Here is a 14,230-nt window from a genome sequence, read left to right on the forward strand (position 1 = left end):
GCGTCCCGTCGGTGGGGGCCCGCGAAGACACGGCGTTCTGGCTCCCGGGCACGAAGGTCCCGGTCACAGTGGCGCGACCGCGCCGGACTTGCACCGGCTTCCCCGCTTCCTCGCGGCTTGACCCGGCGGAGGATATCGGCCCGCCATCATGCGGCCCCGTGAACGTCGAGATCCAGCCGTTGAACGAAGTCGCCATGACCGCCGCGCGTGAGCGCCAGGCGCAGCTGGTCAAGCCGCCCGGGAGCCTCGGGCGCCTCGAAGCGCTCGCGATCTGGCTCGCCGGGGCGACCGGCGAGGAGCGTCCGCAAGTCCGGGCGCGGATCGTCGTCGCGGCCGCCGACCACGGCGTCGCTCAGGAGGGCGTGAGCGCGTTCCCGCCCGAGGTCACGGGCCAGATGCTCGCCACGTTCCTGTCCGGCGGCGGCGCCGTGTCGACGCTCGCGCGCGAGGTCGGCGCCGAGCTGATCTGCGTCGACGCGGGCGTCAACGCGAGCACGACGCACCTCGACGTCGTCCACACCGGCCTGAAGCCGAGCGCGAACCTCGCCGTCGAGCCCGCTCTGAGCCAGGACGACGTCCGCCACGCGATCAAGGTCGGCATGAAGCTCGCGGCGGCGGCCAGGACCGACGGCTTCACGATCCTCGCGGGCGGCGAGATGGGCATCGGCAACACGACGCCGGCGACGGCCCTCGCGTGCTGGCTGACCGGGGGAGACCCGGCCGAGCTGGCCGGTCCGGGCACGGGCCTGGACGCCGAAGGCGTCGCCCGCAAGGCCGAAGTGGTCAGGCGCGCGCTGGCCCGCGATGAGTCGGACACGGCGCTCGCGGCGCTGGCCTCCCTCGGCGGCGGCGAGATCGCCCTGCTGACCGGGCTCGCGCTCGGCGCCGGCCGGTACGGGCTCGGCTACGTGTGCGACGGCGTGATCGCGACCGCGGCCGCCGCCGTCGCCGCCGCGATCGCGCCCGACCTGAAGCCGCGCCTCGTCGCGGGCCACCTGTCGCCCGAACCCGCCCACGCGCGGCTGCTGGCGCACCTGGACTTGAACCCGATCCTCGACCTGCAGATGCGCCTCGGCGAGGCCAGCGGGGCGGCCGCGGCGCTGTCCATCCTCAAGCTCGCCGCCGCGTCCCACGACGGCATGCACACGTTCGCCGAAGCTGGAGTCTCCACGCAGTGATCCGCACCAAGGCCGACATCATCGAGCGCGCGTACGCGACCGACGAGGACCCGCTCGTCATCGCGGTCGACGAGCTCGACCCCGCGTTCTTCGACCTCTCGACCGGCGTGGCCGGCGAGCTCGTCCAGGCGCTGGTCAACTACCGGCGGCGCGCGGTGGTCGTCGGCCCGCTCCCACCGCACAGCGAGCACTTCGCGGACTTCGCGCGCGAGAGCCGACAGGTGCGCTTCGTGACCGTGTTGAGCGAACTCAACGGCTGAACGCGGCAGATTCCCCCTCGCAGGAGGAGACCACACTTCCCGGAGGGGGAACATGAAGCTGGTCAAGAGGGTCGTGGGCGCGGCGGTGCTCGTCGCGGCCACGTTCGCGTCGTCGGCGCACGCGCAGACGACGCCCAAGTACGACTACGACGGCGCGATCCGCGAGCGCGTCTACATCCCGAACGGCCTCGACGCCGACCGCGACGGCACCGAGGACCGCACGGCGATCGAGATCATGCGGCCGAAGGAGCTGGCGTCCGGCGTCCCGGCGATCATCGCGCCGAGCCCGTACTACACCAGCGCGTGCGGGCAGTTCGTCGGCGAGTGCATCGGCGACCTCGACAACGACGGGCTCAACGACCGCTGGCCGCTCTGGTACGACAACTTCTTCGTGCCGCGCGGCTACGCGGTGATCCTCGCCGAGATGGGCGGGACCGCGAACAGCACCGGCTGCGCGGTCAACGGCGGCCGCGAGGACGTCCAGTCCACCAAGGTCGTGATCGACTGGCTCAACGGCCGGATCCCGGGCTACAAGAGCCTCACCGGCACGGCCGACCCGATCACCGCCGGCTGGCACAGCGGCAAGGCCGCGATGATCGGCCGCTCCTACAACGGCACGCTGCCGAACGCGGTCGCCGCCACGGGCGTCGAAGGGCTCACCACGATCGTCCCGATCGCCGCGATCAGCTCCTGGTACGACTACTCGCGGATGGGCGGGATCATCGGATCCACCGCCCACTACCCGGCGTGGCTGGCCAACTACGTCACGGACGCGAACCGCCAGGCGATCTGCGCTCCCGTCCGCGACGCGATGAGCCTGCTCGACGGCGACGCCGACGGCAACATGAACGCGTTCTGGGACGAGCGCAACTACCGCCCGGACGCCGACAAGGTCAAGGCGAGCGTCTTCGCCACGCACTGCCTCCAGGACGACAACGTCGACCCGGACCAGACGGCCGAGTGGTGGTATCAGCTCGCGAAGCACAACGTCCCGCGCAAGCTCTGGCTGTGCCGTGAGGGCCACATCGACCCGTTCATGACCAACCGCGCCGAGTGGATGCGCCAGCTGCACGCCTGGTTCGACCACTGGCTCTATGGCGTGCAGAACGGGATCATGGACGAGCCCCGCGTCGACATCGAGGACACCAAGGACAGCTGGGGCAAGTACAGCGACTGGCCGCTGCCCGGCAGCACGCCCACCACGGTCCACCTGCAGGGCGACACGCAGACGACCGCCGGCGCGCTCGGCGGCCAGGCCGGAGGCGGCAAGGCGGACACGCTCAGCTGGACCGACCTGTCGAACATGACCGAGGCGACCGCGATGAACCTCGCGGCCGGGACCACGCAGAACAACCGCCGCGTGTTCCTGAGCGCACCGCTGAAGCGCGCGCTCCGGCTGTCCGGCACGCCCCGGATCGACCTCCGCGCGAGCCTCGACAAGCCGCAGTCGAACCTCACCGCGCTGCTCGTCGACTACGGCCCGAGCACCCAGATCACCCGCTCCGGCGACGGCCTGAGCACCCCGGCCGACGCGCCGGAGGACTGCTGGGGCCCGAGCTCGACGCGCAAGGGCCCGGACGGGACCGTGATGGACTTCGATTCCTGCTACCAGCAGCCGGTCAAGCCGACGGTCACGGTCACCGCGACCCAGGGCTGGCGCGTCTCCCGCGGCATCCTCGACAGCGCCAACCGCGAGTCGCTGTACTCGGACGCGCCCACCACCCCGGGCACCGAGTACCGCTTCCAGTTCCCGATCATGCCCGTCGACTACGCGTTCGGAGAGGGGCACCGTGTCGGCATCGTCCTGATCGCGAACCTGAACGCGCTGCAGCGCAACGGCACGACCGGCACGAAGGTCACGCTCAACGTCAAGCAGAGCTCGGTCAGCCTGCCGATCGTCGGCGGGTTCGACGCGGCGGTCGCCGCGGGCGCCTTCGCGGACACGACCTCGGCCACCGGATCGGTGGGCGGCACCGTGCCGGCCACGCTCGCCCTCGGGCTCGGCGCTCCGGCGACGTTCGGCACGTTCAAGCCAGGCGTCGAGGAGGAGTACCGCGCGTCAACCGACGTCACCGTCGTGTCCACCGCGGGTGACGCCTCGCTGACGACGTCCGAGCCCGGCCATCTGGCCAACGGCGCGTTCCGCCTGCCTGAGCCGCTGCAGGTCGAGCTGGGCAAAAAGGCCTGGAACGGGCCGGTTTCCGGTGACCGCGTGCCGATCACGTTCAAACAGCGCATCAACGCCACCGACCCACTGCGGACGGGCACGTACGCGCAGACGCTGACGTTGACCCTGTCAACCACGACGCCGTGACGATTGGGCGGCCACGGACCGGGTAGCCGAGTCCTGTGGCCGCCCCATCCACTCCATTGACCGCGGAGATCGAAGAAGGGCCGGTTCCGGTCCTTCACGTCCGCGGCGAACTCGACCTCTCGACCGCGCCGGGACTCTGCGGCACGGTCGAGCAAGCCGCCTCCAACCGGCGCGTGCTGATCGACCTGAGCGACCTGAGCTTCTGCGACTCCACCGGCCTGCGTGCGCTGGTCGGCGCTGTCCGCGAAGTCGAGATCAACGGAGGTCGAGCCGCGCTCGTTGTGCCCCCGGGCGGCGCGATGGACCGCGTGTTGCAGCTCAGCGGGCTCGGCGAGTTCCTCCACGTCGCCCCCTCGACCGACGTCGCGCTCGAGCGCCTCGGCGCGTAGCTACTCGCCGAGCAGGCTGGCGAGCCCGGTGATCTCCAGCAGTCGCTGGATGGCGGGCGACGCCGACTTCACGCTGAAGCGGCAGCCCGCCTCCAGCGCGCGGCGGCGCGCCTTGATCAGCACGGCGACGCCGCTGGTGTCCATGAAGATGACCTCGCGCAGGTCCAGCCGGAGCCAGTCCGGCTCGCCTTCGAGCACGATCTCGAGCTCCCGGTTGAGCGCGACCGACGTGAGCAGGTCGACCTCGCCGACGACGCGTGCGGTCGCCACTCCGGCCTCGCGGGTGACGTGGACTTCGAGGCCGGGAGTCATGCAAACGGGCACGCTACAGGCATGGCGCGCTCCTTCAAGCAATGCGACGTTTTCACCACCCGTCCGTACTACGGCAACCCGGTCGCGGTCGTGCTCGAGGCCGAAGGGCTCTCGACCGACGAGATGCAGCGCTTCGCGCGCTGGACGAATCTGTCCGAGACGACCTTCGTGCTCCCGCCGACGAGCGGCGGCGACTACCGGGTGCGGATCTTCACGCCGACGGCGGAGCTGCCGTTCGCCGGCCATCCCACGCTCGGCACCTGCCACGCCTGGCTCGAGGCCGGCGGCGTGCCCGCGGGCGATGACGTGCTGCAGGAGTGCGAGGCGGGCCTGGTGCGCGTGCGCCGCGGTGACGGCCGGCTCGCGTTCGCGGCACCGCCGCTGATCCGCTCGGGGCCGGTCGAGGAGGAGGACGTCCAGCGCGCCGCCGACGCGCTGCGGATCGACCGCTCCGCGATCGTCGACGCCCAGTGGGCGGACAACGGACCGGGCTGGATGGCGGTCCTGCTCGAGAGCGCGGACGCGGTGCTCGCGCTCGAGCCCGGCTTCGTCGACTTCGACCTCGGCGTCGTCGGGCCGGGTGGGGCGGAGGACTGGGAGCTGCGCGCGTTCTTCCCGGTCAACGGCGCGACGGTCGAGGACCCGGTGACGGGCTCGCTCAACGCGTCCGTCGCCGAGTGGCTGATCGCGACCGGCCGGGCGAGCGCGCCGTACGTGGCCGCGCAGGGCACCGTGCTCGGCCGCGCGGGGCGGATCCACGTCCACGTCGACGACGACGGAACGCTGTGGGTGGGCGGCGGCACGGTGACGTGCATCTCCGGAGAGGTCGCGCTATAGTTGTGCGTGCAACTTCTTCGGGAAAGGCAGCACATGGAACTTCAGGGCCTTCACCACATCACGATGATCACCGGCGACGCGCAGAAGAACGTCGACTTCTACGCGGACACGCTCGGGCTGCGGCTCGTGAAGAAGACCGTCAACTTCGACGCGCCGGACGCGTACCACCTGTACTTCGGCGACGAGCAGGGCACGCCCGGCACGATCCTCACCTGGTTCGAGTTCCCGGGCGCGCGCCGTGGCCGCGCCGGCGCGGGGCAGATCCACACCATCCAGCTCGGCGTCGCGTCGGCTGACGCGCTGGACTTCTGGGCCACGCGGCTCGGGGTGGAGCGCTCCGGCGACGTCGTCGCGTTCGAGGACTACGACGGGCTGCGCTTCCAGCTGGTGGTGACCGACGCCGAAACCGGGCGTGCGGTGCATCCGGAGATCCCCGAGGCGTTCGCGATCACCGGCATCGTCGGCGCGCGGGCGTACGGCGAGACCGGCCCGCACCCGGTGCTGACCGACGTGCTGGGCTTCGCGGCCGACGGCGACGACTTCACGCTCGGCGGCTTCCGCTGGGGCTACGACGCGCCGCCCGCCGAGCGGCGGCTGCTCGGCGCGGGCACGGTCCACCACATCGCGTGGGCCTCGCGCGACGAGGACCACCTGGCCTGGCGGGCGCGGGTGGAGCAGGCCGGGCTGAGCGTGAGCGACGTCCGCGACCGCGACTACTTCCAGTCGATCTACTTCGGCGAGCCGCGCGGGATCCTGTTCGAGATCGCGACGCTCTCCCCGGGCTTCGCGGTCGACGAGGCCCCCGAGCACCTCGGCGAGGCGCTGCGCCTGCCGTCGCAGCACGAGCACCTGCGCTCGCAGCTGGAGCGCATCCTGTCCCCGGTCGTCAACCCGCGCGCGAAGGAGCTGGCCCGATGAGCACGATCTACCGCGAACGTCCCGCCGCCGGTGAGGCCGAAGGCCTGCTGGTCCTCCACCACGGCCGCGGCGCCGACGAGCATGACCTGTTGAGCCTCGGCGACACGCTCGACCCCGAGCGGCGGCTGCACGTCGTCACGCCGCGTGCGCCGCTCACGCTGGGCGGCTGGCCGGGCTACCACTGGTACGTCGTGCCGCGGGTCGGCTACCCCGACCACGAGACGTTCCACAACGCCTACCGCGGGCTCGCCGACTTCCACGACGAGCTGTGGGAGCGGACGGGGATCGCGCCGGAGAAGACGATCTTCGGCGGGTTCTCGATGGGCTCGGTGATGAGCTACTCGCTCGGCCTCGGCGCCGACCGGCCGACCCCCGCGGGCATCCTCGCCTTCAGCGGCTTCATCCCGGTCGTCGACGACTGGCAGCCGGACCTGGACAAGCGGCCGCGCGTGTTCATCGCCCACGGTCGGCAGGACCCGGTGATGGAGGTCGGCTTCGCGCGGCGCGCGAAGGACCTGCTGGAGGCCGGCGGGCTCGACGTCGAGTACCACGAGTCCGACGCCGCGCACCACATCGACCCGGCCCACGTCCCGGCCGCGATCGACTTCGTCGGGCGGACGCTGGTAGGGGAGCGCGCTCCAAGATAGGGAGGGTCTCCCGATGTGCCGCGGGGCTCGGATCGGTGAACTCCGCGGCATGACGACGATCCCTTCTGAGCTCAAGACGCGCCACCGTGCGATGTGGGCCAGCGGCGACTACCCGGGAATGGTCGAGACCTTCCTGACGCCGCTCGGCCCACGGCTCGTCGACGCGTGCCGGGTCGGCCCCGGCACGCGCGTGCTGGACATCGCCGCCGGCACCGGCAACGCCTCGATCCCCGCCGCCGAGCGCGGCGCGAAGGTCACCGCCTCCGACCTCACGCCCGAGCTGCTGCACGCGGGCGCCGGCCGCACCGACCTCGAGCTGGACTGGGTCGTCGCGGACGCGGAGTCGCTCCCGTTCGAGGACGAGACGTTCGAGGTCGTGATGTCGGCGATCGGCGTGATGTTCGCCCCGCACCACCAGGACGCCGCCGACGAGATCGTGCGCGTGTGCGAGACCGGCGGGACGGTCGGGCTGCTGAGTTGGACGCCCGAGGGCATGCTCGGCGCGCTGTTCCGCACCATGGCGCCGTACGCGCCGCCGCCGCCTCCGGGCGCGCAGGCGCCGCCGCTGTGGGGCGGGGAAGGGCATCTGCGCCGCCTGTTCGGCGACCGCGTGGAGTGGACGTCGCTCGAGCGCGAGGTGCTGGAGATCACGTGCTTCACAGAGGCCCGCGACTACGGCGCGCTGTTCAAGGCCCGCTACGGCCCGACGATCGCGGTGCGCGCGAACGCCGAGCGCAACGGCCGCGCGGACGAGTTCGACGCGGCGCTGGACGCCTTCTGCGAGGAGTGGAACCTCGCCGGCCCCGGCGAGCCCGCGCGCTTCGAGATGGAGTACCTACTCGCGGTCGGCAGCCGAACTTAAACGTCCAGGACGTTTAAGTTCGCGGCGGGACGTGACGCCCAGCTTCGACAGGACCGCGGAGACGTGGTGGTCGACGGTCTTGGTCGAGATGACCAGGGCCTGCGCGATCTCCGCGTTGGTCGCGCCGGTGCGGAGCTGGGCGAGCACCTCCGACTCGCGGGGCGTGAGCCCGCCGGGCGCGTTGCGGCTGGCGGGGCGCGGCCCGCGCGGGATCTTGCGCACCCCGTTGGCGCGTAGCCGCCGGCGCAGGTGCGCCGCCGTGCGGCTGGCGCCGAGCCGGTCGTAGACCTCGAGCGCCTCGACGTCGCCGGCCTCGGCGAGCGCGCCGGCGGCCTCATATGGGTACTGCATCCGCTGCCACGCGGCGGCCGCCGCGCGCCAGTCGCCGGCGGCCGCGAGCGCGTACGGCTCCGGGTCCTCCGGGTGGCCGGGGACGTCGCGGCCCGCGCGGCGCAGCCACATCGCCATGTCGGCCCGGACCCAGGGCTGCCGGCGTTCGTCGGCGAGCGCGTAGGTGGCCTCGAGGTGGGGGAGCTGCTCCTCGAGCCGGTCGTCGAGCCAGGCGTGCTCGGCCAGGCCGGCGACGGTCGGCGCGATCCGCTGCAGCTCGCCCGTCGCGGTCGCCCAGCGCCACGCCTCGTCGAGCGTGGCGCCCGCTTCCGGCTCGCCGCGCCGCGCCTGGAGGCGGCCGAGGCAGACCAGCCCGGGGCAGAGGCTCACGCCGCGCTGCTCGCCGAGGTCGAGCGACGCGCGCGCGTTGGCCTCGGCGGCGTCCCACTCCCCGCGGTAGAGGTGGACGTTCGCGCGGACGCCGAGCGCGTACTGCAGGTAGCCGTAGAGCTCGTGCTCGCGCGCGAACGTGAGCGCGGCGTCGAGGTCGGCGTCCACGCGGGTGTCCTCGCGCCGGCGCGACAGCGTGGCCGTGGCGCGGTTGATCAGCGCGCGGCAGGCGTTGTCGTCGTCGCGCGTGAGCTCGATCGCCTCCGCCAGCAGCGCCCGGCCGCGTTCGTGCTCCGGCCCGCCGATCAGCGCGGTGCCGACGTTGGTGAGCGCATGCACGACGGTCTCGTCGTCGCCGAGCCAGCGGGCCATGGTCGCGGCGCGCTGGCCGAGCTCGATCGCCGCCCGCAGGTCGTCGCCGAGCATGGCCAGCTGGGACTGCGTGCTCAGCGCCATCGCCAGCTCGCGCGTGGCCCCGAGCGGCTCCAGGATCGCGATCGCCTCATCGCCCGCCGCGAGCGCCTCCGGGCCGCGGCCGGACCACCACAGCAGGCGTGAGAGCCTGCGCAGGTCGTCGCCGAGCCGGCACGGGTCGTCGGCGTGGCGCTCGGCGAGCGTCCGCCGCGCCTCGATCCCGCGCTCGGGCCAGCCGCTCAGGTACGCCTCGACGGCGACGCCTTCGAGCGCCTCCTCGCCCGCGCCCGCCTCGAGCGCCGCCTCCCACTGCTCGAGTGCCTGCTGGTGCGCGGCGCCCGCGGCCCGGGCGGCCCGGGGCGCGAGCCGGAGGATCGCCTCGGTGTCGCCGCAGCGCCGCGCGTGGTGCGCGAGCCTCGCGGGATCGTCGTGGCCGGCGAACTCCAAGGCGCCCAGCACCTGCCGGTCCAGCTCGCGCCGGCGCAGCGGCGGGATGCTGTCCTCGACCGCGCGCCGCGCGAGGTCGTGCCGGAATGCGAGCGCCTCGCCCTGCAGGTGCAGCAGGCCGGCGGCGATGCACTCGTCGATCGCGGCCGCCGGCTCGGCGAACAGCCACAGCTCGGTCGCGCCCGGCACGACCGCTGCGAGCTCCACCACCGCCCGCGCCCGCTCCGACAGCGCGCCGACGCGCAGCTCGACCGCGTCCCGCACGCTCGCGGGCACGCCGTCGCCGCCCGCCGCGAGCGCCTCGGTGACGAAGAACGGGTTGCCGCCGGTGACGGCGTGCAGGTCGGGCGCGTCGCGGCCCGCGAGCCGCGCGACGGCGGCGGGGGAGAGCGCGCCGGGCTCGATCCGCTCGCCCGGCAGCGAGGAGAGGACGCGCCGGACCTCGCGCCGCGCGTCCGGCCGCGCCGTGATGACGAGGCAGCCGGGCGCGCGCGGGCGCGAGCCTGCCCCCGCGGGCCGCGCGGCGCCGGTCGCGCCGCTCGCGCCGCTCGCGCCGGCCCCACGGGCGAGGCCCCGGCCCAGCAGCGCGACGACGTCCAGCGTGGCGTCGTCCGCCCAGTGGAGGTCCTCGATCACCAGCAGCGCGGCGTTCGCCAGGGCCGCACGGGCCGCGGCGAGGACGTCCTCCCGCGCGCCGTCGGCGACGGCGCGGGCGAACGCGCCGCCGACCTGGCCGGCGACGTCGCGCAGCGGGCCTAGGGGGCGGGGCGTGATCAGCGGGTCGCAGGCGCCCCAGAGCGCGTGGCGGCCGTGCGCGGCGGAGGCCACCAGCGCCGTCTTGCCGATGCCGGCCTCGCCGAGCACGACGACGACCCCGCCGGTCTCGATCGCCGTCTCCAGCGCGGCTCGCTCGTGATCTCGCTCAAGCAGCTCCAACGAGCGCGAGCCTATTCCCGTCAGGTCTGCGCGAGCAATACGGCTGCCACGACCAGGACCCCACCGAGAACCCCCGCGAGGCCGATCGTCTCGCCGAAGACGGCGAACGCGAGCAGGACGGTCACGAGCGGCTCGACGGTCGCGAGGATCGACGCGCGCGTGGGCCCGACCCGCGCGAGGCCGGCGAAGAACAGCGCGACCGCGGCGACGGTCGACACGCCCGCCAGGCACAGCAGCCACCACCAGCCCGCGACGGTCAGCTCGCCCGGCTGGAACTGGCCGACGAGCACGGCGCCGACCGTCAGCGCGCCCGCCGCGCCCGTGCAGACGAGCGCCGCGAGCGTGAGCGGCGACATCCGCTTCGCCACGCTCTCGCTCACGAGGATGTAGCCGCTGTACACGACGGCCGCCGCGAGGCCGAGCGCGACGCCCACGGGGTCCAATCCGCCCGCGCCACCGACGACCAGCACGAGCCCCGCCGACGACGAGGCGAGCGCGACCACGCGCCGCCGCGTCAGCACCTCGCGCCCGAGCGCCACGGCCGCCACCGCGACGATCACCGGGAAGGTGAACACGAGCAGCGACAGCACGCCGGCGTCGATCCGCGGCAGCGCCGCGAAGTACAGCCCGGCCTGCAGCGCGTACCCGCCCGCGCCGAGCCCGAGCGCGAGCAGCACGTCGCGCCGCTCCAACCTGAAGAGGGACTGTCCCTCTTTAGCGACAAATGTCGCGTTTCCGGCCCAGAAGAGCCCCGACGCGAACAGGAAGCGGAGCGCCAGCAGCGTCCCGACCGTGGCGCCCTCCGCGTAGGCGAGCTTGCCGAACACGGCCATCGCGCCGAACGCGGCGCCCGAGGCGAGGCAGAAGTACATGGCGCGCAGCTTCCTCCGCGCATCGTCAAGGAGCGATGCCGATTCCTATCGGTTTTCCGGTAGCGTTGCTACCGAATGCTCGAGCTGCGACGCCTTCGCCTGCTGCGGGAGCTGCACGAGCGCGGCACGATCGCCGCCGTCGCCGACGCGCTCCAGTTCACGCCCTCGGCGGTCTCGCAGCAGCTCGCGATGCTCGAGCGCGAGGCGGGCGTGAAGCTGATCGAGAAGGCCGGCCGGGGCGTCAAGCTCACCGATCCCGGGCTGGTGCTGGTCGAGCACGCCGACGCGCTGCTGCAGCGCGCCGCGCTGGCCGAGGCGGACCTCGCGGCGGCGGCGGGCGACATCGCCGGGCGCGGACGGGTCGCGGCGTTCCAGTCGGCGGCCTTCAAGCTCGCGCTCCCGGCCATCGCGGCGCTGCGCGAGAGCGCGCCCCGCCTGCGCTGCGAGCTGGTCGAGGGCGAGCCGGAGATGGCGCTGCCGATGCTCGCGCTGGGCGACCTCGACCTCGTGATCGGCGACGAGTGGGACCACCACACGTGGCGGCTCTCGGACGCGCTCACCCGCTACCCGCTGCTGCGCGACCCGCTGATGCTGGTCGGCTCGGACCGGCCGCTGCGCGAGCTCAAGGACGCGCACTGGGCCGCGGGCCACCCGGGGATGTCGTGGGAGGAGAGCCTGCGTGGCGTGTGCCGCGAGCACGGCGGCTTCGAGCCGGACATCCGGCATCGCTCGAACGACGCCAACGTCGCGCTGGCGCTCGCCGCGCGTGGGCTCGCGACGACGCTGCTGCCGCGCCTCGTGCTCGGAGACGACGTGCCCGCCACGCCGGTCCCGTCGAGCCGCACGATCTACGCCGTGATCCGCACCGCCGACGTGCGGCGCCCGAGCACCCGCGCCCTGCTCGCCGCGATCCGTGATCAACTTCCAGCCTCATGAACCGCGCGGTCCTCGGCCTGCTCTCGCTCCTGCTGCTGCTGTTCTGCCTGCCCTGGTCGGCGTTCGCGTTGCTGCTGGTGTTCGGGATCGCGCCGTACGAGGCCGAGGGCGTCTGCTACGCCGGCCGTCCGCTGTGGGCGATCGGGCAAGCGCTGGTCGCGGTCGCCGGGATCGCGCTCACCGGCAAGGCCACGCTCGCCGGCCTGGCGGCCGCCGCGCAGGGGCACCGCGACGTCGGCCGGCGGTGGCTGTGGCTCGGGTACGCGCTGCTGGCGGTCGGCGCCTGGGTGTTCATCCTCGTCGCGCTCGAGCCGGACGGGACCCGCGTGGACACATCCCGCTGCGCGTAGCCCGGTACTGTCGCGGCACTTTGCGCCTTCTCGCCGCCGTCCTCCTCGTCTTCGCCGCGTTCGCCGCGCCCGCCGTCGCCGCCACCGAGTGCCCGTCCGGCGCGCGCTGCGGCAAGATCGACGTGCCGGTGGACCGCTCCGGCGCCGTGGCCGGCACGTTCCCGATCGCGTACGCGACCCTGCCCGCGACGGGCCCGCGCGTCGGCACCGTGTTCTTCCTCGCGGGCGGCCCGGGCGAGGCGGCGATCATCTACACCACCGAGCTCGCGACCGAGCTCGCGCCGATCCGCGACGCGTACGACATCGTGGTCGTCGACCAGCGCGGCACCGGTCGCTCCGGGGAGGTCGACTGCCGGTCGGGCGGCGGCTTCGGCGACGACGCCGTCGAGGGCTGCGCGAAGGAGCTCGGGAAGCGGCGCGCGTTCCTGACGACGGAGGAGACCGCGCGGGACCTGGAGGACCTGCGCGCCGCGCTCGGCCTGGAGAAGATCGTCCCGCTCGGCGTCTCGTACGGGACGAAGGTGGCGGGTGAGTACGCGCGCCGGTTCCCCGAGCGCACGGCGGCGGTCGTGCTCGACTCGCCGACCGGCGTCGGGCCGATCGACCTGCTGTTCCTGCAGGGGATCGCGGCGGCGCCGCGGGTGTTGCGCGAGGCGTGCGCGACCGGTCCGTGCGCCGAGTCGGTCAAGGACGCGGCCGTGGCCCTCTACGCGGCCGTCAAGCGCGTGGGCGGGCGCGGCCTGCCCGCGCAGGTCGGCCCGGCGGAGCTCGCGGAGAAGACGCGGATCAAGGAGGACTTCGTGCTCAACGCGCTCCTGCTCGGCGACGCCGACGCCGGGCTGCGCGCGGACCTCCCGGCCGCGCTGCTCTCGCTCTCGCGCGGCGACACCGCACCGGCCACGCACCTCCTCGAGCGCCTGATCGTCGCCTACGCGCAGGCCCCCGACGAGGACGACGAGGACGAGTCCACGGACGAGCCCGACTCCGGCACGTCCCGCTACCTCGCCACCGCCTGCCTCGAGGCCGCGCTGCCGTGGGCGACCACGTCGGCGCCCGCCACCCGGCGCGACGCGCGCCGCGCGTACATCCGGCAGCTCGGCCCGGGCCCGTTCGCCCCGTTCAAGCCGTCGACCGTCTGGGACGGCTCGCCGCTGGACCTGTGCCTGAACTGGCCCGCGACGCCCGCGCCCGAGCCGGTCCCCGAGGCCGGCCCCGACGTGCCGGTGCTCGTCCTGTCGGGCCGAGCGGACCTGCGCACCCCGCTCGAGCTCGCGACCCGCGTCGCCGCCGACTACCCGCGCGCGACCCTGCTGGACGTGCCGCACGTGGGGCACTCCGTGATCTCCGCCGACCGCTCGGGCTGCGCCGTGCGCGGCCTGGAGACGTTCCTGAACGGCGCCGCACCGGCACCGTGCACGGCCGCGGCGGCCGTCCCCGCGGCCCGCTACCTGCCCGCGTCGGCCCGCGGGTTGAGCGCCAGGCAGGCCGCCCGCTCCACGGTCGACGCCCTGCTGCACGACCTGGTCGCGACGCGCGTGGTGGCCGGCCGGCGCGCGCGGTACGAGCTGCTGGGCCTGCGCGGCGGCGAGGCGACCGTGCGCAACGGCCGCCTGACGCTGAGCCGCGTCGCCTGGTTCCGCGGTGTGCGCGTGACCGGCAGCGTGAGCGCGAAGACGGGCAAGGGCCGCGTGACCGTCACCGGGCCCGGCAAGCAGCGCCGGACCGTACGGCTCTAGCGCCACGGCCGGGCGGCGCCGGACAGGGCCGTGCTGGCTGCGCCGCGCCGTGCGGGCTGCGCCGCGCCGTGCGGGCTGCGCCGCGCCGTGCTGGCTGCGCCG

At 74.0% G+C, this 14,230-nt stretch carries 14 protein-coding genes and 1 riboswitch; of the genes, 11 read left to right on the forward strand and 3 right to left on the reverse strand.

Annotation, left to right across the window (positions count from 1 at the left end; translation table 11 throughout):
- Positions 1–31: 31 nt before the first annotated feature.
- Positions 32–103: riboswitch (cobalamin riboswitch) on the reverse strand.
- A 55-nt stretch (positions 104–158) separates the two neighbouring features.
- The 4 genes from cobT to C8N24_RS21105 are packed head-to-tail and all read left to right on the forward strand — an operon-like array spanning position 159 to position 4,141.
- Positions 159–1,178 (forward strand): nicotinate-nucleotide--dimethylbenzimidazole phosphoribosyltransferase, encoded by a 1,020-nt coding sequence (gene cobT, locus C8N24_RS21090; protein ID WP_211340083.1) that lies wholly within the window; start codon positions 159–161, stop codon positions 1,176–1,178.
- Positions 1,175–1,438, forward strand: coding sequence for a DUF4180 domain-containing protein (locus C8N24_RS21095; protein WP_121253833.1), 264 nt, complete (start codon positions 1,175–1,177; stop codon positions 1,436–1,438). Before cobT ends, C8N24_RS21095 begins: the two co-directional genes overlap by 4 nt.
- A 52-nt stretch (positions 1,439–1,490) precedes the next feature.
- Complete coding sequence (locus C8N24_RS21100) at positions 1,491–3,752, forward strand: CocE/NonD family hydrolase (protein WP_121253835.1); 2,262 nt, start codon at positions 1,491–1,493, stop codon at positions 3,750–3,752.
- A 56-nt stretch (positions 3,753–3,808) separates the two neighbouring features.
- A complete protein-coding gene (locus C8N24_RS21105; protein ID WP_170179289.1) occupies positions 3,809–4,141 on the forward strand; it encodes an STAS domain-containing protein in 333 nt (110 codons plus the stop codon).
- On the opposite strand, the gene C8N24_RS21110 is transcribed toward C8N24_RS21105, so the two are convergent.
- Positions 4,142–4,453 carry an STAS domain-containing protein gene (locus tag C8N24_RS21110; RefSeq protein WP_121253839.1) on the reverse strand — a complete coding sequence of 104 codons (312 nt, stop codon included), beginning with the start codon at positions 4,451–4,453 and terminating at the stop codon, positions 4,142–4,144.
- 21 nt (positions 4,454–4,474) lie between these two features.
- Between C8N24_RS21110 and C8N24_RS21115 the strand changes: the two genes are divergently transcribed.
- Genes C8N24_RS21115 through C8N24_RS21130 form a run of 4 tightly spaced genes read left to right on the forward strand, consistent with a single transcriptional unit; the run spans position 4,475 to position 7,717 of the window.
- Complete coding sequence (locus C8N24_RS21115; RefSeq protein ID WP_121253841.1) at positions 4,475–5,290, forward strand: PhzF family phenazine biosynthesis protein; 816 nt, start codon at positions 4,475–4,477, stop codon at positions 5,288–5,290.
- A gap of 33 nt (positions 5,291–5,323) precedes the next feature.
- A complete protein-coding gene (locus C8N24_RS21120) occupies positions 5,324–6,208 on the forward strand; it encodes a VOC family protein (protein ID WP_121253843.1) in 885 nt (294 codons plus the stop codon).
- Positions 6,205–6,855 carry an alpha/beta hydrolase gene (locus C8N24_RS21125; protein ID WP_121253845.1) on the forward strand — a complete coding sequence of 217 codons (651 nt, stop codon included), beginning with the start codon at positions 6,205–6,207 and terminating at the stop codon, positions 6,853–6,855. The genes C8N24_RS21120 and C8N24_RS21125 overlap by 4 nt, the downstream gene beginning before the upstream one ends.
- A gap of 49 nt (positions 6,856–6,904) precedes the next feature.
- Positions 6,905–7,717 (forward strand): class I SAM-dependent methyltransferase, encoded by an 813-nt coding sequence (locus C8N24_RS21130; protein ID WP_211340084.1) that lies wholly within the window; start codon positions 6,905–6,907, stop codon positions 7,715–7,717.
- Here the strand turns inward: C8N24_RS21130 and C8N24_RS21135 are convergent.
- Together C8N24_RS21135 and C8N24_RS21140 are read right to left on the reverse strand one after the other, a co-directional pair.
- On the reverse strand, positions 7,691–10,234 hold the full coding sequence (locus C8N24_RS21135; protein WP_170179290.1) for a LuxR C-terminal-related transcriptional regulator: 2,544 nt from the start codon (positions 10,232–10,234) through the stop codon (positions 7,691–7,693). The genes C8N24_RS21130 and C8N24_RS21135 overlap by 27 nt on opposite strands.
- Positions 10,235–10,254: 20 nt before the next feature.
- The gene (locus C8N24_RS21140; RefSeq protein ID WP_121253850.1) at positions 10,255–11,106 is read right to left on the reverse strand and encodes a DMT family transporter; all 852 of its coding nucleotides are present in this window, start codon (positions 11,104–11,106) and stop codon (positions 10,255–10,257) included.
- Positions 11,107–11,181: 75 nt separating this feature from the next.
- On the opposite strand from C8N24_RS21140, the gene C8N24_RS21145 reads away from it, so the two are divergent.
- Genes C8N24_RS21145 through C8N24_RS21150 form a run of 3 tightly spaced genes read left to right on the forward strand, consistent with a single transcriptional unit; the run spans position 11,182 to position 14,128 of the window.
- Positions 11,182–12,042, forward strand: a complete 861-nt coding sequence (locus C8N24_RS21145; RefSeq protein ID WP_121253852.1) for a LysR family transcriptional regulator — start codon at positions 11,182–11,184, stop codon at positions 12,040–12,042.
- Positions 12,039–12,392 (forward strand): hypothetical protein, encoded by a 354-nt coding sequence (locus C8N24_RS34185; RefSeq protein ID WP_170179291.1) that lies wholly within the window; start codon positions 12,039–12,041, stop codon positions 12,390–12,392. Before C8N24_RS21145 ends, C8N24_RS34185 begins: the two co-directional genes overlap by 4 nt.
- A gap of 20 nt (positions 12,393–12,412) precedes the next feature.
- On the forward strand, positions 12,413–14,128 hold the full coding sequence (locus C8N24_RS21150) for an alpha/beta hydrolase (RefSeq protein WP_170179292.1): 1,716 nt from the start codon (positions 12,413–12,415) through the stop codon (positions 14,126–14,128).
- Positions 14,129–14,230 lie beyond the last annotated feature (102 nt).

It is taken from the genome of Solirubrobacter pauli (genome assembly GCF_003633755.1).
GTDB classification, from domain to species: Bacteria; Actinomycetota; Thermoleophilia; order Solirubrobacterales; family Solirubrobacteraceae; genus Solirubrobacter; species Solirubrobacter pauli.